Source organism: Microbacterium sp. CFBP9034 (assembly GCF_034045255.1).
Taxonomy (GTDB): Bacteria; Actinomycetota; Actinomycetes; order Actinomycetales; family Microbacteriaceae; genus Microbacterium.
The window spans coordinates 176,536-197,330 of record NZ_JAXCWC010000001.1 but is presented as its reverse complement, the minus strand read 5'-3'; the positions used below and the strand labels follow the sequence as shown (position 1 = coordinate 197,330).

At 70.6% G+C, this 20,795-nt stretch carries 18 protein-coding genes; 12 read left to right on the top strand and 6 right to left on the bottom strand.

Annotation, left to right across the window (positions count from 1 at the left end; translation table 11 throughout):
- Window positions 1-78 precede the first annotated feature (78 nt).
- The 4 genes from SOM19_RS00825 to SOM19_RS00810 all read left to right on the top strand — a co-directional run bounded on the left by SOM19_RS00825 (window position 79) and on the right by SOM19_RS00810 (window position 4,605).
- The gene (locus SOM19_RS00825) at window positions 79-1,104 is read left to right on the top strand and encodes a carbohydrate ABC transporter permease (protein WP_414683643.1); all 1,026 of its coding nucleotides are present in this window, start codon (window positions 79-81) and stop codon (window positions 1,102-1,104) included.
- On the top strand, window positions 1,101-2,018 hold the full coding sequence (locus SOM19_RS00820) for a carbohydrate ABC transporter permease (protein ID WP_320484656.1): 918 nt from the start codon (window positions 1,101-1,103) through the stop codon (window positions 2,016-2,018). The genes SOM19_RS00825 and SOM19_RS00820 overlap by 4 nt, the downstream gene beginning before the upstream one ends.
- Before the next feature lie 79 nt (window positions 2,019-2,097).
- A complete protein-coding gene (locus tag SOM19_RS00815; protein WP_320484655.1) occupies window positions 2,098-3,567 on the top strand; it encodes a glycoside hydrolase family 1 protein in 1,470 nt (489 codons plus the stop codon).
- Window positions 3,568-3,591: 24 nt separating this feature from the next.
- Window positions 3,592-4,605, top strand: a complete 1,014-nt coding sequence (locus SOM19_RS00810) for a LacI family DNA-binding transcriptional regulator (protein ID WP_320484654.1) — start codon at window positions 3,592-3,594, stop codon at window positions 4,603-4,605.
- 112 nt (window positions 4,606-4,717) lie between these two features.
- Here SOM19_RS00810 and SOM19_RS00805 read toward each other — a convergent pair whose 3' ends face one another.
- From SOM19_RS00805 to SOM19_RS00795, 3 genes are all read right to left on the bottom strand, one after another.
- Window positions 4,718-5,557: a VOC family protein gene (locus tag SOM19_RS00805; protein ID WP_320486635.1), complete on the bottom strand. Its 840-nt coding sequence runs from the start codon at window positions 5,555-5,557 to the stop codon at window positions 4,718-4,720.
- 112 nt (window positions 5,558-5,669) lie between these two features.
- The gene (locus SOM19_RS00800; RefSeq protein WP_320484653.1) at window positions 5,670-6,632 is read right to left on the bottom strand and encodes a phosphoribosylaminoimidazolesuccinocarboxamide synthase; all 963 of its coding nucleotides are present in this window, start codon (window positions 6,630-6,632) and stop codon (window positions 5,670-5,672) included.
- A gap of 24 nt (window positions 6,633-6,656) precedes the next feature.
- Window positions 6,657-6,995, bottom strand: coding sequence for a hypothetical protein (locus SOM19_RS00795; RefSeq protein ID WP_320484652.1), 339 nt, complete (start codon window positions 6,993-6,995; stop codon window positions 6,657-6,659).
- Between the two features lie 101 nt (window positions 6,996-7,096).
- Between SOM19_RS00795 and SOM19_RS00790 the strand changes: the two genes are divergently transcribed.
- Window positions 7,097-7,717 carry a PadR family transcriptional regulator gene (locus SOM19_RS00790; RefSeq protein ID WP_320484651.1) on the top strand — a complete coding sequence of 207 codons (621 nt, stop codon included), beginning with the start codon at window positions 7,097-7,099 and terminating at the stop codon, window positions 7,715-7,717.
- Window positions 7,714-9,264 carry a DHA2 family efflux MFS transporter permease subunit gene (locus tag SOM19_RS00785; protein ID WP_320484650.1) on the top strand — a complete coding sequence of 517 codons (1,551 nt, stop codon included), beginning with the start codon at window positions 7,714-7,716 and terminating at the stop codon, window positions 9,262-9,264. Before SOM19_RS00790 ends, SOM19_RS00785 begins: the two co-directional genes overlap by 4 nt.
- 184 nt (window positions 9,265-9,448) lie before the next feature.
- Here SOM19_RS00785 and SOM19_RS00780 read toward each other — a convergent pair whose 3' ends face one another.
- Entirely contained in the window at window positions 9,449-12,883 is a 3,435-nt protein-coding gene (locus SOM19_RS00780) for a bifunctional proline dehydrogenase/L-glutamate gamma-semialdehyde dehydrogenase (RefSeq protein ID WP_320484649.1), read from the bottom strand.
- A 120-nt stretch (window positions 12,884-13,003) separates the two neighbouring features.
- Here SOM19_RS00780 and SOM19_RS00775 point away from each other — a divergent pair, with 120 nt between their 5' ends.
- Window positions 13,004-13,906, top strand: a complete 903-nt coding sequence (locus SOM19_RS00775) for a LysR family transcriptional regulator (protein ID WP_320484648.1) — start codon at window positions 13,004-13,006, stop codon at window positions 13,904-13,906.
- A gap of 15 nt (window positions 13,907-13,921) precedes the next feature.
- Here the strand turns inward: SOM19_RS00775 and purD are convergent, their stop codons facing one another.
- Window positions 13,922-15,193 (bottom strand): phosphoribosylamine--glycine ligase, encoded by a 1,272-nt coding sequence (gene purD / locus SOM19_RS00770; protein ID WP_320484647.1) that lies wholly within the window; start codon window positions 15,191-15,193, stop codon window positions 13,922-13,924.
- A 210-nt stretch (window positions 15,194-15,403) separates the two neighbouring features.
- On the opposite strand from purD, the gene SOM19_RS00765 reads away from it, so the two are divergent.
- Both SOM19_RS00765 and SOM19_RS00760 read left to right on the top strand, forming a co-directional pair.
- Window positions 15,404-15,769 carry a sterol carrier family protein gene (locus tag SOM19_RS00765; protein WP_320484646.1) on the top strand — a complete coding sequence of 122 codons (366 nt, stop codon included), beginning with the start codon at window positions 15,404-15,406 and terminating at the stop codon, window positions 15,767-15,769.
- A 52-nt stretch (window positions 15,770-15,821) separates the two neighbouring features.
- Complete coding sequence (locus SOM19_RS00760) at window positions 15,822-16,175, top strand: potassium transporter Trk (RefSeq protein WP_320484645.1); 354 nt, start codon at window positions 15,822-15,824, stop codon at window positions 16,173-16,175.
- On the opposite strand, the gene SOM19_RS00755 is transcribed toward SOM19_RS00760, so the two are convergent.
- Window positions 16,172-16,783, bottom strand: a complete 612-nt coding sequence (locus SOM19_RS00755) for a zinc-binding alcohol dehydrogenase (RefSeq protein WP_320484644.1) — start codon at window positions 16,781-16,783, stop codon at window positions 16,172-16,174. The two genes, SOM19_RS00760 and SOM19_RS00755, sit on opposite strands and share 4 nt — an antisense overlap.
- 92 nt (window positions 16,784-16,875) lie before the next feature.
- On the opposite strand from SOM19_RS00755, the gene purM reads away from it, so the two are divergent.
- Genes purM through SOM19_RS00740 form a run of 3 tightly spaced genes read left to right on the top strand, consistent with a single transcriptional unit; the run spans window position 16,876 to window position 20,777 of the window.
- The gene (gene purM, locus SOM19_RS00750; RefSeq protein WP_320484643.1) at window positions 16,876-18,036 is read left to right on the top strand and encodes a phosphoribosylformylglycinamidine cyclo-ligase; all 1,161 of its coding nucleotides are present in this window, start codon (window positions 16,876-16,878) and stop codon (window positions 18,034-18,036) included.
- A 5-nt stretch (window positions 18,037-18,041) separates the two neighbouring features.
- Window positions 18,042-19,502 carry an amidophosphoribosyltransferase gene (gene purF, locus SOM19_RS00745; protein WP_320484642.1) on the top strand — a complete coding sequence of 487 codons (1,461 nt, stop codon included), beginning with the start codon at window positions 18,042-18,044 and terminating at the stop codon, window positions 19,500-19,502.
- A 42-nt stretch (window positions 19,503-19,544) separates the two neighbouring features.
- Entirely contained in the window at window positions 19,545-20,777 is a 1,233-nt protein-coding gene (locus SOM19_RS00740; RefSeq protein ID WP_320484641.1) for an MFS transporter, read from the top strand.
- Window positions 20,778-20,795: the final 18 nt, after the last annotated feature.

Sequence of the window (20,795 nt, the reverse complement as noted above, 5' to 3'; positions counted from 1 at the left end):
CGCTAGAACGAGAGCGTGCGGGCTGCGCCCGCAGCCCGCACGCTCTCGTCCACCTACCTGATCGACCAGGAGCAGCTCGTGACCGCGACAGACACGCGCCCTGAGGCGCCCTCGGCGATGCCGCCGAATCCCCAGAAGGAGAAGCGCGTCCGCGTGCTGTCCTTCAGCCAGAAGGTGAACCGCTGGGACGTCAAGTTCTCGCCGTTCCTCTACATCTCGCCGTTCTTCATCCTGTTCGCGATCGTGGGTCTCTTCCCCATCGCCTACACGGCCGTGATCTCGTTCATGGAGTGGGATCTCGTCCGCAACACCGGCGAGTTCATCGGCTGGGGCCAGTACGTCTGGATCCTGCAAAACCCCCAGTTCTGGACGGCTCTGCGCAACACCTTCAGCATCTTCCTGCTCTCCGCTGTCCCGCAGATCATCCTCGCCATCTTCATCGCCGCGATGCTCGACCGGAACATCCGCGCCAAGACGTTCTGGCGGACGAGCGTCCTGCTGCCCTATGTGATGGCACCCGTCGCCGTCGCGCTGATCTTCAGCAACATGTTCGGCGACAACTACGGCCTGGTCAACAGCATCCTCACCGACATCGGCCTGCCGGCGGTCCAGTGGCACAAGGACCCCTTCGCCAGCCACGTCGCGATCGCCACCATGGTCAATTTCCGGTGGACGGGCTACAACGCCCTGATCCTCCTCGCCGCGATGCAGGCGGTGCCCCGTGACTACTACGAGGCGGCGACGGTGGACGGCGCCGGAGCATTCCGGCAGTTCTGGAGCATCACGCTCCCCTCACTGCGCCCGACCCTGATCTTCGTCATCATCACCTCGACCATCGGTGGCCTGCAGATCTTCGACGAGCCCAGCCAGTACGACAACACCGGGCAGGGCGGTGCCGCGCAGCAGTGGCTGACGATCACCCTGTTCCTCTACAACATCGGCTGGCGGGAATGGAACTTCGGACGGGCGGCCGCGCTCGCCTGGATCCTGTTCCTCATCATCATCGTCATAGGCCTCATCAATCTGATGATCACGCGTCGCCTCGTCCGTGACGAGGGTGGCCGCGGCGTCACCGTACCGCGCAGGAAGGGCTTCCGCCGATGAGCACCACGCCTCCCATCGCCATGGTCGAGCAGACCATCGCGACCGCCGGCGTCGCCGGCGACCGCGGCAGTCGCAAGACCACCCGCATCAAGGGCTACCGGGCAGGGTTCTGGGTCTACGCGGGCCTCGCCGTCGTCGTCCTCTCCGCCGTCTTCCCCTATTACTGGTCGTTCCTCATCGGCTCCGGCGACGCGTCGACCATCAGCGACCCGAACATGTCGTGGATCCCGGGCGGCAACTTCATCGCCAACGCCATCTCCGTCGTGAACGACCCGGCCGTCGGCTTCTGGCCGGCGCTGTGGAACTCGATCTTCAGCTCGACGGTGATCGCCGCATCCGTCGTCGTCACGTCCACCCTCGCCGGCTGGGCGTTCGCCAAGCTCCGCTTCCGCGGCAGCAAGGCTCTGCTGATCTTCGTCGTCGCGACGATGGCCGTCCCGATGCAGCTCGGCGTGGTGCCGCTGTACATCCTGTTCTCCGACCTGGGGTGGACGGGCTCGATCGGCGCGGTCATCATCCCGGCGCTCACCAGCGCCTTCGGCGTCTTCTGGATGACGCAGTACCTCCAGCAGACGGTGCCCGACGAGCTCATCGAAGCCGCCCGCGTGGACGGCGCCTCGATGATCCGCACCTTCTGGGTGATCGGCGTGACCGCCGCCCGCCCGGCGGCGGCGATGCTGTTCCTCTTCACCTTCGTGGGTGCGTGGAACAACTTCTTCTGGCCGTTCATCGTGCTCGACCGCCGTGACCCGACACTGCCGGTGGCGCTGTCGCTCCTTCAGTCCAACTACTTCGTCGACTACTCGATCGTGCTCGCCGGCGTGCTGCTGTCGACCATCCCGCTCCTGATCCTGTTCGCGTTCGCCGGCAAGCAGCTCGTGAGCGGCATCATGGCCGGCGCTGTCAAGGGCTGACGCCCGCGCAGCCGCTGACACCATCGACGCGCCATCCGACACTCCCACCTCCATTGACTTCAGAGAGGACTCTGTCCGCATGACTGCTGCCACAGCGCGAGACTTCCCGTCCAACTTCCTCTTCGGCGCTGCCACCGCGGCCTATCAGATCGAGGGGGCCGCCCACGAGGACGGCCGCCGCGACTCGATCTGGGACGCCTTCTCGCGCGTTCCGGGCGCCGTCATCAACGCCGACAACGGAGACGTCGCCTGCGACCACTACCACCGGTACGCCGATGACGTGGCTCTCATGAAGTCGATGGGACTCCAGACCTACCGCTTCTCGACCTCCTGGTCGCGGGTGCGGCCCGACGGCGGCGCGCTCAACGCGAAGGGCGTGGACTTCTACAAGCGGCTGGCCGACGAGCTGCTGGATGCCGGCATCCTGCCCTGGCTCACGCTGTACCACTGGGATCTGCCGCAGGCGCTGCAGGACAAGGGCGGCTGGACCAACCGCGACACCGCCGACCTCTTCACCGAGTACGCGCTCGACATGCACGACGCGCTCGGCGACCGGGTGAACGTCTGGACGACCCTCAATGAGCCGTGGTGCTCATCGTTCCTCAGCTACACCGCGGGCATGCACGCCCCCGGCCACTACAGCGTCACGGAGGGGGTGCTGGCCGCGCACCACCTGCTGCTCGGCCACGGCCAGGCGGTGCGCGAACTGCGCGCCCGCGACGAGTCGCTGACGCTCGGCATCACGCTGAACCTCACCGTCGCCGACCCGGTCGACGAGAACGACCCGGCCGACCTCGACGCCGCCCGGCGCATCGACGGGCAGTTCAACCGCTGGTTCCTCGACCCGATCTTCCGTGGCGAGTACCCCGCCGACGTCATCGAGGACATCCGCGCCGTCGAGCCGGGCGCCATCGACGCGCTGGAGGCGGCGACGCAGCCCGGCGATCTCGACGCGATCTCGGTCCACCTCGACAGCCTCGGGGTGAACTACTACCACGGCGACTACGTCGGGGGTCGCGCGCCGGCCGTTCCGCCGATCGGCGGCGACGCTCCGACCGACCGTCCGGGCAACTCTCCCTTCCCCTCGCACGAGGGCATCCACTGGCACGAGCGGGGGCTGCCGCGCACGCCGATGCAGTGGGAGGTGCAGCCCGAAGGCCTCACGCGTCTGCTCGAGCACGTGTGGGAGGAGTTCGCCCAGCCCGCCGGCACCGTGCTCTACGTCACGGAGAACGGTGCGGCGTACGACGACGAGCGGGTCGAGGAGGACGGCGAGGTGCGCGTCCACGACGTCGATCGCGTCGAATTCGTCCGTTCGCACCTGGGCGCGATCCTCGATGCGGTGGAGTCCGGGGTGGATGTGCGGGGATACTTCTACTGGTCCCTGCTCGACAACTTCGAATGGGCGTGGGGCTACGAGAAGAGGTTCGGCATCGTGCGGGTGGACTACGACACGCAGCTTCGCACCGTCAAGGACAGCGGTCGCGAGTACGCCCGGATCATCGCCGCGCGGGCACTCGACCGCGACACGGCGACCGTCGCGTCGTAACGTCTCAGTGAGAGGGTGAGGGAGATGACGACGGACGCGATGCGCGGATCGGTCACGATCGAGGAGGTCGCCGCTGCGGCGGGCGTCTCCCGATCCACGGTCTCGCGCGTCGTCAACGGCTCGACCGCCGTCAGCCCGGAGGCGCTCGAGGCGGTCACGCGTGCGATCGCCGACCTCAGTTACGTGCCCAATCGCGCCGCCCGCTCCCTCGCCAGCCGACAGACGCATGCGATCGCCTTGATCGTGCCGGAAGACACCACACGGTTCTTCGGCGACCCGTTCTTCGCGGCGATCGTGTCGGGGATCAATGCGCGCCTGTCGCGGTCGGACTACGTGCTCAACCTCTTCATCGCCAACGACGACCCGGGCGACAAGACGACGAGCTACGTGCGCAGCGGGGCCGTGGACGGCGCGATCATCGTCTCGCACCACACCAGCGACCTCTTCATCGACCGCATCGCCAACGCCGTGCCCGTCGTCTACGGCGGCCGCCCGGTGCGCGAGCGCGAGCGCGATTACTACGTCGACGTCGACAACGTGCGCGGTGGGCACGACGCGACGACCTACTTGATCGAGCGCGGCCACCGCCGGATCGGCTCGATCACCGGTCCGCTCACCATGCCCGCGGGCGTCGACCGGCTCCAGGGGTACCGCGATGCCCTGCGGGCGTGGGACCTCCCCGAGGGGCCCATCGTCGACGGCAACTTCACGGCCGACGGCGGCGCCGACGCCGTGCGCCGCATCCTCGAGTCCGGCGAGCGGCCCGACGCCCTCTTCATCGCGAGCGACCTGATGGCACGGGGCGCGCTGGCCGCGCTCGCCGGCGCAGGACTCCGCGTGCCCGACGACATCGCGATCATCGGCTTCGACGACTCCCCGGTCGCGACATCCGTCACGCCGCAGCTCACGACGATGCGCCAGCCGTCGTTCGCACAGGGGGAGCGGATGGCCTCTGTGCTGATCGACCTGCTTGCCGGGCGGCATCCGCGTCACGTCACGATCCTCGAGACGGAGCTCGTGGTCCGCGAATCGGTCTAGCGCCTCGCGGCCGTCGCGAGCGCACGTGCTTTGCGCGAGCGCACAGGGTTTGGCCGTACCCATCATGTGCGTTCGCGCACATGGTGTGCGTTCGCAAAGGGAGGCGCGGCGCCTAGCCCCGACCGGGCGCCGTGGCCTCGAGCAGGTTCGACCAGGGGTCGTCGAACCGCAGTGTCCGGCCGTCGTCGCGCACCTCGAAGCCGTGGTGCCGCAGGCGCTCCGACAGCGCGCCGAGCGCGTCGTCGTCGGGCAGGGCGAGGTCGACGCGGCCGAGGCCGAGCGCCGGCATCCGCGGTCCTGCGCCGCGCGAGTTCCACACGTTCATCGCCATGTGGTGGTGATAGCCGCCGGCGCTGACGAACACGGCCTGGTCACCGAGCCGGGCCGTCTCGTCGAAGCCCAGGGCGTCGACGTAGAAGGCGCGGGCGGTCGCGACGTCTCCGACCGACAGATGCACGTGACCGACGGATGCGGCCTCCTGGCGTGTGCCGCCGAGCGCGGCCTCCTCGGTCAGGTGCTCGCCGAGGAAGGCGTTCGGGTCGAGCGCGAGCGTGGCCATCTCGATCTGTCCGTGCACCCAGGACCAGTCGGTGCGTGCTCGGTCCCAGTAGAGCTCGATGCCGTTGCCCTCGGGGTCGGTGAAGTAGAAGGCCTGACTGACCAGGTGGTCGGCCGAGCCCGTGAAGGTGCCCGGGGCGCTGCGCGCGACGGAGTAGAGCGCCGCGGCCAGCGCCGTCTGCGTCTCGAAGAGGATCGCGGTATGGAACAGGCCCGCCGAGCCGCGCGTCGCGTGGCGCAGCGCGGGCTCGTGGCGCAGCACCACGATCGGGCGTCCGACCCGGCCGAGCGTCACCGCGCCGCCGTCGGCGGCGAGCACTTCGAGCGTTACGACGTCGCGGTAGTACGCGGTCATCGCGTCCAGGTCTCCGACGAGCAGCGTCACGGCGCCCATCGCCGTGTCAGGGGCGAGGCGGTCCGTGGCCGCGAGCTCTGCTGTATTCACACGAATAGGAACGGGAAGGCGGTGCGGGGCATTCCCGCGCGAACCCGCTCGACCGACCGGGTCAGGCCGAGGTGAGGCGCCCGAGCAGCTCCCGGTAGCGGTCGGCGGTGCGCTCGACGACGTCGGCCGGCAGCTCCGGCGGCGTGCCCTGCTTGTCCCAGTTCGCGGCCAGCCAGTCGCGCACGATCTGCTTGTCGAAGCTCGCCATGCGCTCCTCGGGGGTGGTGCCAGAGGCCCAGGCCGCGGCATCCCAGTATCGCGATGAGTCGCTCGTGAGCACCTCGTCGGCGAGGGTCAGCACGCCGTCACCGTCGATGCCGAACTCGAACTTCGTGTCGGCGAGGATGAGCCCGTGCTCCTCGGCCGTGCGTGCCGCCCGCGCGTAGATCTCGAGCGACAGGTCGCGCAGCTCGGCGGCGCGCTCCGCCCCGACCAGCTCGACGCTGCGCTCGTACGTGATGTTCTCGTCGTGTGCGCCCATCGGCGCCTTGAACGCCGGGGTGTAGATCGGCTCGGGCAGCCGGTCGCCGTTGTGCAGGCCGGGTGCGAGGGCGATCCCGCACACCGTGCCGCTCTCCCGGTACTCCGCCCACCCCGAACCGGTGAGATACCCGCGCACGACGCACTCGATCGGCTGCATGTCGAGGCTCTTGACCACCATCGAACGCCCGGTGACAGCATCCGGAATCAACGACAGCACGTCGTCGGCGGTGTTCGCCTCGCCGTCGGCGCCCAGGGTCAGCACGTGCGAGGCGACGAGATGATTCGGGATGCCGCGCCCGCCGTCACCGCCCGCGAGCCGGTCGAACCACCACAGGCTCAGCGTCGTGAGCAGCACGCCCTTGTCGGGGATGCCCGGCGAGAGCACATGGTCGAAGGCGCTGACCCGGTCGCTCGCCACCACGAGCATGCGCTCGGGCCCGCCGCCCATCGCCGTGCTCGTCGGGGCGTCGGGGGCGTACAGGTCGCGCACCTTGCCGGAGTAGACATGGCGCCAGCCGGAAAGTTCGAGGGGGGTCGTCACCAGCCCATTATCCCGGCCCCGCGCTCACGGCGTGATCTCGTCGAGGTACGCGAACGCCTCGGCCACGAGCGGCGGCCAGAGATCGGCGCGGTCGGGCCCGACGATCAGCCACTCCCGCATCGGCCGGTCGCGCATCACCATGCGCTCCGCCATCCTCGTCTCGATCACCTCGTTCGCGCGCGCCTCCGGCACCTTGACCACGAGCCCGCCGCGGAAGCCGACGAATGCGAACACCTTCCCGCGCACCCGCAGGCCTTCGCTGCCGAACATCGGGCCGATGTCCACATCGGGACGCCGGAGGTAGTCGGCTGCGATCGGATCGAAGATCGCGTGCGCCCTTTCCTGAGCTGCGGGATCGACCATGACCGACACGGTAGCCCCGGTCTCCGACGCCGGGCGCCCGACGCCCCCAGCAGCCGAGCGCAGGTGTATAGTCCATGTGGACTAATCGACTCGGAGCAATCATGAAGGACGCGGTCGACCGCCTCACGCCCCTCGGGCTGATGGTGCTGGCGCTGCTGGCCGAGGGCGACATGCACCCGTACGAGATGATCCGCCTGCTGCGCCTCCGACGAGACGACCGGATCGTGCCGGTCACCAACGGCACGATGTACCACACCGTCGCCCGGCTCGAGAGGGCCGGCCTGGTCGCCGAGGTCGGCGTCGATCGCGACGGCAACCGGCCCGAGCGCACGACCTATTCGGTGACGGATGCCGGAACCGCCGCCGTCGGGGAATGGGTCAGGCGGGAGCTGGCCCGCGTCGACCGGCCGACCGAGTTCCGCGTCGCACTGGCCGAGGCGCACAATCTCGAGCGCGGCGAGGCGATCGACCTGCTGCGCATCCGCCGGGGCGCACTGGCCGACGCGCACCGCGCTCTGGCCGACGGACACCGCCTGGCGCAGCACAAGGGCGTTCCTGCGCAGTACCTGCTGGAAGTCGATCGCGACGAGGCGATGCTCGGCGCCGAGCTCGCCTGGCTCGACGACCTCCTCGCCCGCATCGCCCACCCCGACTTTCTCTGGGGGCCCGACCACGAGCCCACGGAACGCTATCTCGCCCAACGAAAGGCCGCACGGCAATGACCAACCCCTCCACCGGCTCCGAGACGATCGGCGCCGCGGCCGCGGCATCCGCTCGTCCGGGCACCACACCGCGCAGCCCATGGCCCGCCCTCTGGGCCCTCGTCATCGGGTTCTTCATGATCCTGGTCGACACAACGATCGTCTCGGTGGCGAACCCGGCGATCAAGGCGGCGCTCGATCCCGACACCAACAACCTCGACAACGTCGTGTGGGTCACCTCGGCCTACCTGCTCGCCTACGCCGTGCCGCTGCTGATCACCGGGCGCCTCGGCGATCGCTTCGGGCCGAAGAACATCTACCTCATCGGCCTCGCGGTGTTCACGCTCGCCTCGCTGGCCTGCGGGCTCTCGCCCACGCTCGGAGCGCTCATCGCCTTCCGCGCGGTGCAGGGCTTCGGCGCCGCGCTCATGACCCCGCAGACGATGGCGGTCATCACTCGCACCTTCCCGCCGAACAAGCGCGGTGCCGCGATGGGGCTGTGGGGCGCGACCTCCGGTGTCGCGATGCTCGTCGGCCCGCTGCTGGGCGGACTGCTCGTCGACGGGTTCGGGTGGGAGTGGATCTTCTTCATCAACCTGCCGGTGGGAGTGGTCGGCTTCGTGCTCGCGTGGATCCTCGTGCCCAAGCTCGAGACGCACCCGCACCGGTTCGATGTGGTCGGCATGCTTCTGAGCGCGGTCGCGCTGTTCCTCATCGTCTTCGGGCTGCAGGAGGGCGAGACCTACGACTGGGGCGTGATCTGGGGACCGATCACCGTCTGGGGCGTCATCATCGCGGGCGTGATCGTGCTCGGAGTGTTCATCTGGCAGCAGTTCACGACCAAGAGCGAGGCACTCGTGCCGATGGAGCTGTTCCGCGACCGCAACTTCTCGGTGGCCAACATCGGCATCGCGACGGTTGGATTCACGGTCACGAGCATGTCGCTGCCGCTGATGTTCTTCATCCAGCTCGGGCGCGGGCTCAGCCCCACCGAGGCGGCGCTGCTGCTGGTGCCGATGGCGGTTGCCGCGGGAGTGCTCTCACCCCTCGCCGGCCGCTGGCTCGACCACACCGATCCGCGCTTCCTGCTCGTGCCCGGTCTGCTGCTGGTCGCGGGCTCACTCGTGCTCTATTCGGTGCTGATGAACCTGGACACGCCGATCTGGATGTTCCTGATCCCGTCCTTCATCATGGGTGTCGGCAACGCGGGAATGTGGGGGCCGCTGGCCACCACGGCCACCCGCAACCTGTCGCCGCGACAGGCCGGTGCCGGCGCCGGCATCTACAACACCACCCGCACGATCGGCTCGGTGCTGGGCTCGGCCGCGATCGCGGTGTTCATGCAGTCCCGCCTCGAGGCGAACATCCCCGGGGCGTCCGACGCCGCAGGCAGCTTCAGCAGCGGAGCGCTCCCCCCGGCGATCGCCGAGCCGTTCTCGACCGCGATGTCGCAGGCGATCCTGCTGCCGGCGGCGGTCATGCTCGTGGGCGTCGTCGCCGTGCTCTTCCTGCGTCGCCCCGTGACGACCTCGACCGAGGAGTGGCGCGCCGCCGAGCTCGCCGACTGAGCCCGTCCCCTCGCCGAGGGGGCCTCGTCTCGTCGCCGAGGGCGCATACCTGCCACGAAGGCGCACCGTTTCCCCGGGGAAACGGTGCGCCTTCGTGCGAACGGCGCGCTTTCGGCAAACAGTGCGCACAGCGCGCATAGCGCGCACCGTGCGAACGATGCGCCTTCGGCGGCGTGGGCAGAGGTCAGAGCACGGCGGCTGCGAGAGTGTGCGGGTTGCCGAAACGGTGCGCCGTGATGCTCACGGCCTGCTCGTGCAAGAACGGCAGCAGCTCGATGCGCCCGGCGCGGGTGACCTCGCCGTCGAACACCGTGAGGTCGGGCCGGCCGCCGGCGGCGCGGATGAGGGCCGCGGCATCCGTCCCGATCAGCCGCACACGCGGACGCGCCTGCCCGGCCAGACGGGCGTACGCGCGCTCGGCGTCCTCGACCGTGACGTCGATACCGTGGTCACCGAGCGCCGCGACCACCGGCGCCGGAAGCGGGTCGGCCGTCGAGAGGTGGACGGGGGCGCCGGCACGGAGGGCGGCGGCCGCGACGCGCACGACCTCGACCAGCCGGGCTCCGTGCTCGGCGCGGATGTCGGTCGGCGTCGGCAGGTACCGGAAGACGTTGCGCTCGCACTCGAGGCCGGACCGGTCGGTGAGGCGCCCGAACTCGTCCGCCCACGCGGCGCCGTCGCCGGAGACCGCCTGACGCAGCCACGCCTGCTCGTCGGACGTGAGCACGACAGCGGATGCCGAGACCAGCGCCGCGACGGACGCCGGGCGCGGCACGCCCGAGGTGGCCGGTGCGCCCTCGGCGTCGGACCAGCGACCCAGTCCGGCGAGGTAGTTCGGTCCGCCGGCCTTGAAGCCCGCTCCGACGACGGACTTCTTCCATCCGCCGAACGGCTGGCGCTGCACGATGGCCCCGGTGATCCCGCGGTTGACGTACAGGTTGCCCGCCTGCACGCCGGCGAGCCACGTGCGGATCTCGGCCTCGTCGAGCGAGTGGAGGCCGGCCGTCAGGCCGTAATCGATCTGGTTCTGGAGCGCCAGCGCCTCGTCGAGGCTCGCAGCCGTCATGATCCCGAGGATCGGGCCGAAGTACTCGATGAGGTGGTACTCCGAGCCGGGCCGCACGCCGTCGCGCACCCCCGGCGTCCACAGCCGCGGGTCCTCGGCGAGCGGCTGGGGCTGGACGAGCCACGACTCGCCCGCGCCGAGCGACGTGAGAGCCTCGCGCAGCTTGCCGCTCGGCGTCGCGATCACGGGGCCGACCTGCGCGGTCGGATCGGTGGGCAGCGCGACATGGAGGGACCGGACCGCGTCGACGAGCTGCATCCGGAAGCGCCGTGAGCGGGCGACCGATCCGACCAGGATCACGAGCGACGCAGCGGAGCACTTCTGCCCGGCGTGGCCGAACGCGCTCGAGACGACGTCCTTGACGGCGAGGTCGAGGTCGGCGCTCGGGGTGACGATGATCGCGTTCTTGCCGCTGGTCTCGCCGAGCAGCCGCAGGTCGTCGCGGAAGCCGCGGAACAGCTGCGCCGTCTCGTACCCGCCGGTGAGGATGACCTGGTCGACGTCGGGCGACGCGACGAGCCCCTCGCCGAGGGCCGGGTCGGACAGCTGCACCAGCTGCAGGACCTCGCGCGGCACGCCGGCCTCCCAGAGCGCCTCCACCATCACGGCGCCGCAGCGGCGGGCCTGGCGCGCCGGCTTGATGACGACCGCCGACCCCGAGGCGAGTGCGGCGAGAGTCGAGCCGGCCGGGATCGCGACCGGGAAGTTCCACGGCGGCGTCACGAGCGTGAGGTCGGCCGGGGTGAACCAGGCGCCCTCGACGTGGTCGAGATCGAGCGCGCGCTCGGCGTAGTAGTGCGCGAAGTCGATCGCCTCCGACACCTCGGGGTCGCCCTGATCGAGCATCTTGCCGGCCTCGGCGGCCATGACCTCGAGCAGCTCGCCGCGGCGGCGCTCGAGCACGTCGCCGGCGCGGTGGAGGATCGCGGCCCGGCCCTCGGCACCCAGCTGCTGCCATCCGGCGGCGGCGGAGCGACCTCGCTGCAGCATCCCGGCGACGGCCGCGGCATCCGTCAGCACTGCGGCGTCGGCCGTGGCGACCCCGAGCACGGAATCGGGAACGCGATCCAGGATGCCGAGACCCCACGCGCGATTGACGGCGATGGCCGGGTCGGTGTCGGCGGTGTTGGCGAATCCGCGACCGGACTGCGCGGCGACGGGCGCAGTGCGGTCCTGCACCCGACGCGGTGCCGGCACCACGTCGTCGATGCCCTCGAGCGACGCCAGGAATCGGTCGGTCTCGCGGCGCAGCATCGCCGGGTTCGAGTCGAGCTCGAACAGCGCCGACATGAAGTTGTCGCTCGAGGCCCCTTCCTCGAGGCGGCGGATCAGGTACGCGATCGCGACGTCGAACTCGCTCGGGTGCACGACCGGCGTGTAGAGCAGCAGCCCGCCGACCTCGCGGCGGACGACCTCGGCCAGGCTCTCGGCCATGCCCAGGAGCATCTCGTACTCGACGCCCGCGGTGACTCCGCGGCGCTGGGCGAGCAGCCAGGAGTGGGCGATGTCGAACAGGTTGTGCCCGGCGATGCCGAGCCGCACGTTCTGGATGCGCTCCGGGTCGAGGGCGTAGTCGAGGATGCGCTTGTAGTGGGTGTCGCTGTCCTGCTTGGTCGACCACGTGGCGAGCGGCCAGCCGTGGATCTCGGCATCCACCCGCTCCATCGAGAGGTTCGCGCCCTTCACGAGGCGCACCTTGATCCCCGCACCCCCGCGGGCACGACGGGCAGCGGACCACTCCTGCAGACGGATCATGGCCGCGAACGCGTCGGGCAGGTAGGCCTGCAGCACGATGCCGGCCTCGAGCTGCTCGAACGCGGGCTGGTCGAGCAGCCGCATGAAGACGGCCATCGTGAGGTCGAGGTCGCGGTACTCCTCCATGTCGAGGTTGATGAACTTCGGAGTGGGCGCGGCGGCGGCGAGGCGGAACAGCGGCTGCAGGCGCTCGACGATCGTCTCGACCGCCTCGTCGAAGCCCCAGGCCGAGTGCGGTCCGACCATGGCCGAGACCTTGACCGACACGTAGTCGACGTCGTCGCGGGCGAGCAGGCGCATCGTGCCGTCGAGGCGGCGCTGCGCCTCGGCGACGCCGAGCACGGCCTCGCCGAGGAGGTTGATGTTGAGCCGCACGCCGTCGCGCTTGAGGGAGCGGATGGCGGTGCCGAGCTTCTCGTCGCGCGCGTCGGCGATGAGGTGCCCCACCATGCGCCGCAGCACGGTGCGGGCGATCGGCACGACCACGCCCGGAGCGATCGGGGCGACCAGACCTCCCAGGCGCACGGTGCCGCGCAGCGGCGCCGGCAGGAACCGAGGCACGAGCGGGGCGACGCGGGCGAGCTCGCGGGCCGCGACGCGGGTGTCCTCCGGCCGCACGACGCCGTCGACGAAGCCGGTGGTGAAGGCGAGGCCCTTCGGATCGCTGAGCACGCCGGCGAGGCGGCGGGCGGCGACGCTGGCGGGGATGCCGGAGGCCTCGGCGAGCCACCGGCGCACGAGGGCGATGGTCTCGTCGGCGAGATCCGGGGCGGGCACGGTGTGGGGAAGAACGGGCATGGTCACGGAGGCTCCAGGGGAAGATGCTGTTCCGACCAGTGTGCGCGCGGCATCCGTGAAAGAAAAGCAACGCTTTCTTCCGTATTCTGTTCAGTATCACTTCATGATGGGATGCCGCGGATGCTCGATCTGAAGAAGCTCCGGCTGCTGCGCGAACTTCATCTGCGCGGCACGATCGCGGCGGTGGCCGAGGCGGCGGCGTACAGCCCGTCCGCGGTCTCGCAGCACCTCGCGCAGCTCGAGCGGGAAGCGGGGGTCGAGCTGCTGCGCAAGTCGGGCCGGGGACTGCGTCTGACGCCGGCGGCGGAGCGACTCGTGGCCCGGACGGCCGACCTGCTCGATGTGATGGAGCTCGCGGAGGCCGAGCTGCGCACGTCGGGGGAGGATGCCGTCGGCACCGTGCGGGCCGCGGTGTTCCAGTCCGCGATGCTCGCCCTCATGCCGGCCGCGCTCGAGGCCATGCGTGCGATCGCTCCCGAGGTGCGCGTCGAGCTCGTTCAGCGCGAGCCCGAGACGGCGCTGCACGAGACGTGGATGCGCGACTTCGACCTCGTCGTGGCCGAGCACTATCCCTCACACGCCGCGCCCCACCATCCCGGCCTCGACCGGCAGCCGCTGACGACCGACAGCATCCGCCTGGCCGTCTCCGCCCGCGAGCACTCCGGCATCGCGTCGGTGGCCGGGGCGCGCGACGTGCCGTGGGTGATGGAGCCGCGCGGCGCCGCGTCGCGCCACTACGCGGAGCAGCAATGCCGCACCGCCGGGTTCGAGCCCGATATCCGCTACGAGACCGCCGATCTGCAGGCGCACGTGCGGCTCGTCGAGACCGGCAACGCCGTGGCTCTGCTCCCCGACCTCATCTGGTCGGGTGCCCCCTCGCAGGGATGCCGGCTGCTCGAGCTCTCCGGCAACCCGCGCCGCACCGTGTTCACGTCGGCCCGCCGGTCGGGCAGCGAGTTCCCGGCGGTCGCGGTGTTCCGCCGCGTGCTCGCGCAGGTCGCCGCCGAGCTCAGCGTCGACTGAGCCGGATCAGCTCGGTCAGTGCTCGACGACGCGCGCGGCGATGTCGGTGCGGTGCTGTCCGCCCTGGAGGCCGATCGCGGCGACGGCGCGGGAGACGCGGTCCCGCGCCTCGGTGAACGTCGTGCCGAGCGCGACGACGCTGAGCACGCGACCGCCCGTGGCGACGAGGCCGGCGTCGGACTGCGCCGTGGCGGCGTGGGCGAGATGCACGCCCTCGACCGAGGCGGCGGCATCCACTCCCGTCAGCGGGCGCCCGGTGAGCGGCGCCTGCGGGTAGCCCTCGCTCGCGAGCACCACGGTGACCGCGACGGCGTCGGCGAACTGCGGGCGCGGGCGGTCCTCGAGATTGCCGGAGGCCGCGGCCAGCAGCAGCTCCGACAGCGGATCGACGAGCCGGGGGAGCACGACCTGCGTTTCGGGATCGCCGAACCGCGCATTGAACTCGATCACCTTGACGCCCGCGTCGGTGAGGATGAGACCGGCGTACAGGAGGCCGATGAACGGCGTGCCCTCGGCGTCGAGCTCCCGGATGACGGGCTCCGCCACCTCGCGCGTCACGAGGTCGACGAACTCGTCCTCGCCGCCGAAGCGCTCGCTCAGCCACGGGAGCGGCGAGTAGGCGCCCATGCCGCCCGTGTTGGGGCCGGCGTCGCCGTCGAGCAGGCGCTTGTAGTCCTGCGCCGGGCTGAGGGGCAGCACGTGGTCGCCGTCGCTGAGGAAGAAGAGCGACACCTCGGGCCCGGCGAGGAACTCCTCGACGAGCACGGGGCCGGAGGGGAGGTAGGCGTCGGCGTGGGCGAGGGCTTCGCCGCGGTCCTCGGTGACGATGACGCCCTTGCCGGCCGCGAGGCCGTCGGCCTTCACGACGTAGGGCGCTCCGAGCTCGTCGAGCGCCGCCTCGACCTCGGCGCGGGTGGCGGCTCGGTGCGCGCGTCCGGTCGGCACGCCCGCGGCATCCATGATGCGCTTGGCGAACGCCTTGGAGCCCTCGAGCTGGGCGGCGGCCCGGCCGGGGCCGAACACCGGGATGCCGCGCTCGCGCAGGCTGTCGGCGACGCCGGCGACGAGCGGAGCCTCGGGTCCGATCACGACGAGGTCGATCGCGTTCTGGTTCGCGAACACGGTGACCGCAGCGGGGTCGTTCGGGTCGAGGTCGACGAGCGTCGCGTCCTGGCCGATCCCGGCGTTGCCCGGGGCCGCGAGGACCTCGTGCCCGGCGGCCTCAGAGCGCAGCGCGAGGATGATGGCGTGCTCGCGCGCGCCCGAGCCGAGGACCAGGATCTTCACGGTTCCAGCCTACCGAGGGCTTGGGGTCGGGTTTCGGTGGACGGAATTCAGGAGACACGCCGTTCCGAGGAGCGTGCTGGCGGCCGTGGCGCGGCGTGTCTCCTGAATCCGGTACGGCCGACCCAGGCTCCGGCCCTGCCCGACGAAGCCCCTGCCGCCACGCAGCCCGTGTTCCGGCCCCGTGCCCGGATCCCGGCGTAGCGTTGACACATGCCCCGCAGGATCACGACCGACGAAGGGCGCTCTGCCCTCGACGGCGTGCGCGCGGCGGGCGAGGCATCCCTCCCCTCCCGCACCGATCTCGCCACGGCCGTGCGCTATCTGCTGCAGCTGCTGGCCGAGAAGGCCCCGGGCAACTCCGTCGAGGTGCGGGTGCCGCCGTTCGGCGCCGTGCAGGTGATCGAGGGACCGCGGCACACCCGCGGAACCCCGCCGAACGTGGTCGAGACCGACGCCGCGACCTGGATCGCGCTCGCGACCGGGGCCGAGCAGTGGACGGATGCCGCGGCCCAGGGCCGCATCGTCGCCTCCGGCACGCGCGCCGACATCTCCGACCTGCTGCCCCTGCGCCCCTGACGCGACAGACCTCCCCACCCCGCAGCCGGCCCGGGAGTGGGACAATGGAGGCATGCCGGAGCATGTGAGCGACCACCTCGAGACCGTGCGCGTCCGCCGTGCACCGAAGATGTCCGTCTTCCTGCTGCTCGGCGCCGCCCTCGGGGTGCTCGCCGCGATGATCCTCACGTTCGCGTTCGACGGCTCGTCGGACGTCAGCCCCAACACCGGCCTGGTCTACTCGCAGGGTCAGGTCTTCGGCTTCCTCACCCTGGTCTGCGTCCCGGTCGGGCTGGCGCTCGCCGCCGTCGTGGCGCTCCTGCTCGACCGTCGCTCTCGCAGCCACACGCGCGAGATCATCGTCGACCACGAGTCGGTGCAGGTCGAGCAGTTCGAGGACCCCGACGACGAGCCGAGCCGCGGCTAGGCCAGTTCGGCGATGATCGGATGGATCGCGGCGTCGAAGGCCGCGACATCCCCCCGCAGTCCGTCGGTGACGGCGATCGTGAGGGATCCGATCCACCAGACGCCCCGCTGATTCAGCGGCAGCACCTGCACGTTGAGCTCGAACGAGTGTGCCCGCCGCCCGACGTGCCGCTCGTGCTCGGCGATCGCGCTGGCATAGGCGCGATAGGCCGTGCCGGTGCCGGGATTGGCGTCGCGACGGTACCTCGCGTGCGCCGACTGCGTGAAGGCGAGCGCCTCCGCGGCGTGCGGAACGATGGCGGCCCGCAGTTCGGCGGCGCCCTCGGACGGCAGGGCCAGCAGCGTCTCGAAGCCGTCCACGAGATCGAGCGGCACGGGGGACGGATGCGCCTGCGGCTCCACGGTCATCGCCCAGAACTCGCGCCACTGCCGTTCGAGCAGCGCCTGCGCGTCGGTGGCACGGTCGTTGGCGCGGGGGGCGATGCCGCGCAGGTGCGGAAGCTCATCGGGAGAGCGGATGCCGAGCACCTGCCGCAGATAGAGGGCGAGAAGAACCGGCTGACCGGCGTCTTCGCGGATCAGCCACTCCGGAGCTCCGGTGCCGCCCATGCCTCCATTCTAGAGCGGGCGGCACGGCCGGTACCCGACTGCGCCATCCTCGCGCGGCATCCGGTTCGCCCTGCCGCCGGTAGGCTGGAAGCGTGGCCTCATCCTCACCCGACGCCCCTTCCGCCGGCGACACGCCGGTGAACCCCTACACCGCTGCCGGAGTCGATACCGCGGCCGGTGACCTCGCCGTGGAACTGATGAAGTCGGCCGTCCGGCGCACGCACGGCCCAGAGGTGCTCGGCGGCGTCGGCGGCTTCGCCGGACTGTTCGACGCCAGCGCGCTGCGCGCCTACTCCCGGCCGCTGCTGGCCACCAGCACGGACGGCGTCGGCACGAAGGTCGCGATCGCGCAGGCCATCGACAAGCACGACACCATCGGCCTCGACCTCGTCGGCATGGTCGTGGACGACATCGTGGTGGTGGGTGCGAAGCCGCTGTTCATGACCGACTACATCGCGTGCGGCAAGGTCTTCCCCGAGCGCATCGCCGACATCGTGCGCGGCATCGCGGCCGGCTGCCACGAGACCGGCACGGCGCTGGTCGGCGGCGAGACCGCCGAGCACCCCGGCCTGCTCGGGATCAACGACTACGACGTGGCGGGCGCCGCGACCGGCGTGGTCGAGGCCGACCGGCTGCTCGGCGCCGACCGCGTGCGAGACGGCGACGTCGTGCTGGCCCTCGCGTCGAGCGGCCTGCACTCCAACGGCTACTCGCTCGTGCGGCACATCGTCACCAACGCCGGCATCCTGTACGGCGACCGAGCCCCCGATCTGGGCTCCCACGGCACCACGTGGGGCGAGGCGCTCCTCGAGCCCACGCGCCTGTACACACAGCCCCTGCTGCGTCTCATCGCCGAGACGAACGGCGCCGTCCACGCGCTCAGCCATGTGACCGGCGGCGGCATCGCCGCCAACCTCGCACGTGTGCTTCCCCAGGACTCGTGGGTCGAGGTCGACCGGTCGACCTGGTCGCCGCCGCCGGTGTTCCGCGTCCTCGCGGACCTCGGCCGGCTCGACCTGCAGGCCACCGAAGGCACCTGGAATCTCGGAGTGGGGTTCCTGGCCGTCGTCTCGGCCGAGAAGGCGGAGGCCGCGGCATCCGCTCTCTCGCACGAGGGGATCGCCGCATGGCAGGTCGGCGTCGTGCAGGGCGGCCCCCGCCCCGCGGCGGACTTCGAGCAAGGCGCGAAGGGTGTCGACGGTGGCGCGGTGCGTCTCGTCGGTGCCTTCGCAGATGACAACGGAGCGAACTGACCCCCATGTGCGGAATCGTCGGGATGGTCGGACGCGGCAACGTCAACCAGGAGATCTACGACTCGCTGCTCCTCCTGCAGCATCGCGGCCAGGACTCGACGGGCATCGCGACCGCCGAGCGGAGCGGCGTGTTCCACGTGCACAAGGAGCGCGGTCAGGTGCGCGAGGCGTTCCGCACGCGCGACATGCGCGCCCTCCTCGGCAACCTGGGCCTCGGCCACGTGCGCTACGCCACGAAGGGCACCGCGTCGAGCGAGGAGGAGGCTCAGCCGTTCTACGTGAACGCGCCCTACGGCATCGTCCTCGTGCACAACGGCAACCTCACCAATACGCGGGAGCTCACCGATGAGCTGTTCCACAAGGACCGCCGCCATCTGAACACCTCGTCCGACACCGAGCTGCTCGTCAACGTGCTGGCCAACGAGCTGCAGGCGTCGATCTCCGGTGTCGAGCTGGCGCCCGAGCAGGTGTTCCAGGCCGTCAGCCGAGTGCACGAGCGCGCCGAGGGCTCGTACGCGGCCATCGCCCTGATCGCGGGCTACGGGCTGCTCGCCTTCCGCGATCCCTACGGCATCCGTCCCCTCATCCTGGGCACGCGCAAGAACGAGGACGGCAGCTACGAGTGGGTCGTCACGAGCGAGTCGCTCGTGCTCGAGAACGGCGAGTTCGAAGTCGTGCGCGACGTCGACCCCGGCGAGGCGGTGTTCATCGACCTGGAGGGCCACCTGCACACTCAGCAGTGCGCGGTGGATCCGAAGCTCGTGCCGTGCTCGTTCGAGTACGTGTACCTCGCGCGGCCCGACTCGATCATGAACGGCATCTCGGTGTACGAGGCGCGGCTCCGTCTGGGCGAGCGCCTGGCCGACACGATCGCCAAGTACACCCCCACCGGCACGATCGACGTGGTGATGCCGATCCCCGACTCGTCGCGGCCCGCGGCCATGCAGGTCGCGCGCAAGCTCGGCATCGAGTACCGCGAGGGCTTCTACAAGAACCGCTACGTCGGCCGGACGTTCATCATGCCCGGCCACGCCATCCGCAAGAAGAGCGTGCGTCAGAAGCTCAATGCGATGTCGAGCGAGTTCAAGGGCAAGAACGTGCTCCTCATCGACGACTCCATCGTGCGCGGCACGACGTCGAAGGAGATCATCCAGATGGCTCGGGATGCCGGGGCCAAGTCGGTCACGTTCGCCTCGGCCGCGCCGCCCGTGCGCTACCCGCACGTGTACGGCATCAACATGCCGTCGCGTCACGAGCTCGTCGCCCACGGGCGCACGATCCCCGAGATCGCGAAGGAGCTCGGCGCCGACTACATGGTGTACCAGGAGGTCGAGGACCTGAAGGCCGCGATCCTCGAGGGCTCCGACGTCGACGACCTCGACATGAGCTGCTTCGACGGCCGCTACGTCACCGGGACCGTGACGGACGAGTACCTCGCCTGGGTCGAGGGCTCGCAGGAGTCCTGACCTGCGCGGGTCGCGGCATCCGCACCCGCCTAGGCTTGGGGAGTGAACACCGCACCTGCCCGACCGCTCTGGCAGGGGAGGGCCCTCGCCCTCGTCGGCATCGTCTTCTTCGCGTTCTCGCTGCGGACGGCGGTCGCCTCGCTGTCTCCCGTCCTCGGGTTCATCCGGGACGACTTCGCCGTCACGCCGGCGATCGTGGGGCTCATCGGCACGGCGCCGCCCGTCTGCTACGCGGTGTTCGGCATCCTGACCCCGCAGCTGGAGCGCCGATTCGGGCTCGAGCGCCTCGTCGTCGCGGCGATGGTGGTCGCCGTCGTCGGCATGACGTGGCGCGGGCTGGCGGTCGACGCGAGCACGCTCCTGATGTCGACCGCCGTCATCTTCGCCGCGGTCGGAGTCGGCAACGTCCTCCTGCCCCCGCTCGTGAAGAAGTACTTCCCCGACCGCATCGGGCTCGTCACGACGATCTACTCGACGACCATGGCGATCGCGACGCTGACGCCGCCCCTCATCGCCGTGCCGGTGGCGGATGCCTCGAGCTGGCGGCTCTCGCTTGGACTCTGGGCCGTCTTCGCAGTCGTCGCCACGATCCCCTGGATCGCCCTGCTCGTCAGGCAGCGCCGCTCCGACGTGCCCGACGAGGACATCGAGACGGCGAGTCCGGGAGTCTTCCGGCGCATGTGGCGCGTGCCACTCGCCTGGGCGATGGTCGTCGGCTTCACGGTCTCGGGCGTGCTCGCGTACACGTCCTTCGCGTGGCTTCCCACCCTGCTCGTGGACGAGGCGGGGGTGACACCGGCGGCGGCGGGCGCCCTGCTGTCGCTGTTCGCCGCGATGGGGCTGCCGTGCTCGCTGCTGGTGCCGGTGCTGGTCGTGCGCTACAACGCGACGCGCGTGCTCTTCGGCGTGGCGGTGGTGACCGGCCTCGCCGGGATCGCCGGGCTGCTCTTCGCCCCGCAGGCGGCCCCGTGGCTGTGGGTGGTGCTGCTCGGCACGGCGCCGCTGCTGTTTCCGCTCACGCTGGTGCTCCTCGGCCTGCGGACACGGACGCACGAGGGAGCCGTCGCCCTCAGTGGCTTCGTCCAGAGCATCGGCTACGCGATCGTCGCGCTGTTCCCCTTCGGCATCGGCCTCATCCACGGCTGGACGGACTCGTGGACCTGGCCGCTCATCATCCTGGCGCTCGTGGTCGCGGCGGGCATTCCCGCGGGAGTCGTGGCGGCGCGGCCGCAGACGGTGGAAGACGCGTGGGAACGGCGGCACGGGGCCTGGTGAGGCATCCGCTCGCCTGCG

Excerpts from the sequence above, each read along its gene's own strand:
- purF (WP_320484642.1), top strand. The coding sequence starts at position 18,042 with ATGTGCGGAATCGTCGGGATGGTCGGACGCGGCAACGTCAACCAGGAG.
- SOM19_RS00805 (WP_320486635.1), bottom strand. The coding sequence starts at position 5,557 with ATGGGCGCCGTGACGCTGCTCGTCGGAGACCTGGACGCGATGACCGCG.
- SOM19_RS00820 (WP_320484656.1), top strand. The coding sequence starts at position 1,101 with ATGAGCACCACGCCTCCCATCGCCATGGTCGAGCAGACCATCGCGACC.
- SOM19_RS00755 (WP_320484644.1), bottom strand. The coding sequence starts at position 16,783 with ATGGGCGGCACCGGAGCTCCGGAGTGGCTGATCCGCGAAGACGCCGGT.
- SOM19_RS00775 (WP_320484648.1), top strand. The coding sequence starts at position 13,004 with ATGCTCGATCTGAAGAAGCTCCGGCTGCTGCGCGAACTTCATCTGCGC.
- SOM19_RS00810 (WP_320484654.1), top strand. The coding sequence starts at position 3,592 with ATGACGACGGACGCGATGCGCGGATCGGTCACGATCGAGGAGGTCGCC.
- SOM19_RS00760 (WP_320484645.1), top strand. The coding sequence starts at position 15,822 with ATGCCGGAGCATGTGAGCGACCACCTCGAGACCGTGCGCGTCCGCCGT.
- SOM19_RS00780 (WP_320484649.1), bottom strand. The coding sequence starts at position 12,883 with ATGCCCGTTCTTCCCCACACCGTGCCCGCCCCGGATCTCGCCGACGAG.
- SOM19_RS00790 (WP_320484651.1), top strand. The coding sequence starts at position 7,097 with ATGAAGGACGCGGTCGACCGCCTCACGCCCCTCGGGCTGATGGTGCTG.
- SOM19_RS00795 (WP_320484652.1), bottom strand. The coding sequence starts at position 6,995 with ATGGTCGATCCCGCAGCTCAGGAAAGGGCGCACGCGATCTTCGATCCG.
- SOM19_RS00815 (WP_320484655.1), top strand. The coding sequence starts at position 2,098 with ATGACTGCTGCCACAGCGCGAGACTTCCCGTCCAACTTCCTCTTCGGC.
- SOM19_RS00765 (WP_320484646.1), top strand. The coding sequence starts at position 15,404 with ATGCCCCGCAGGATCACGACCGACGAAGGGCGCTCTGCCCTCGACGGC.
- SOM19_RS00785 (WP_320484650.1), top strand. The coding sequence starts at position 7,714 with ATGACCAACCCCTCCACCGGCTCCGAGACGATCGGCGCCGCGGCCGCG.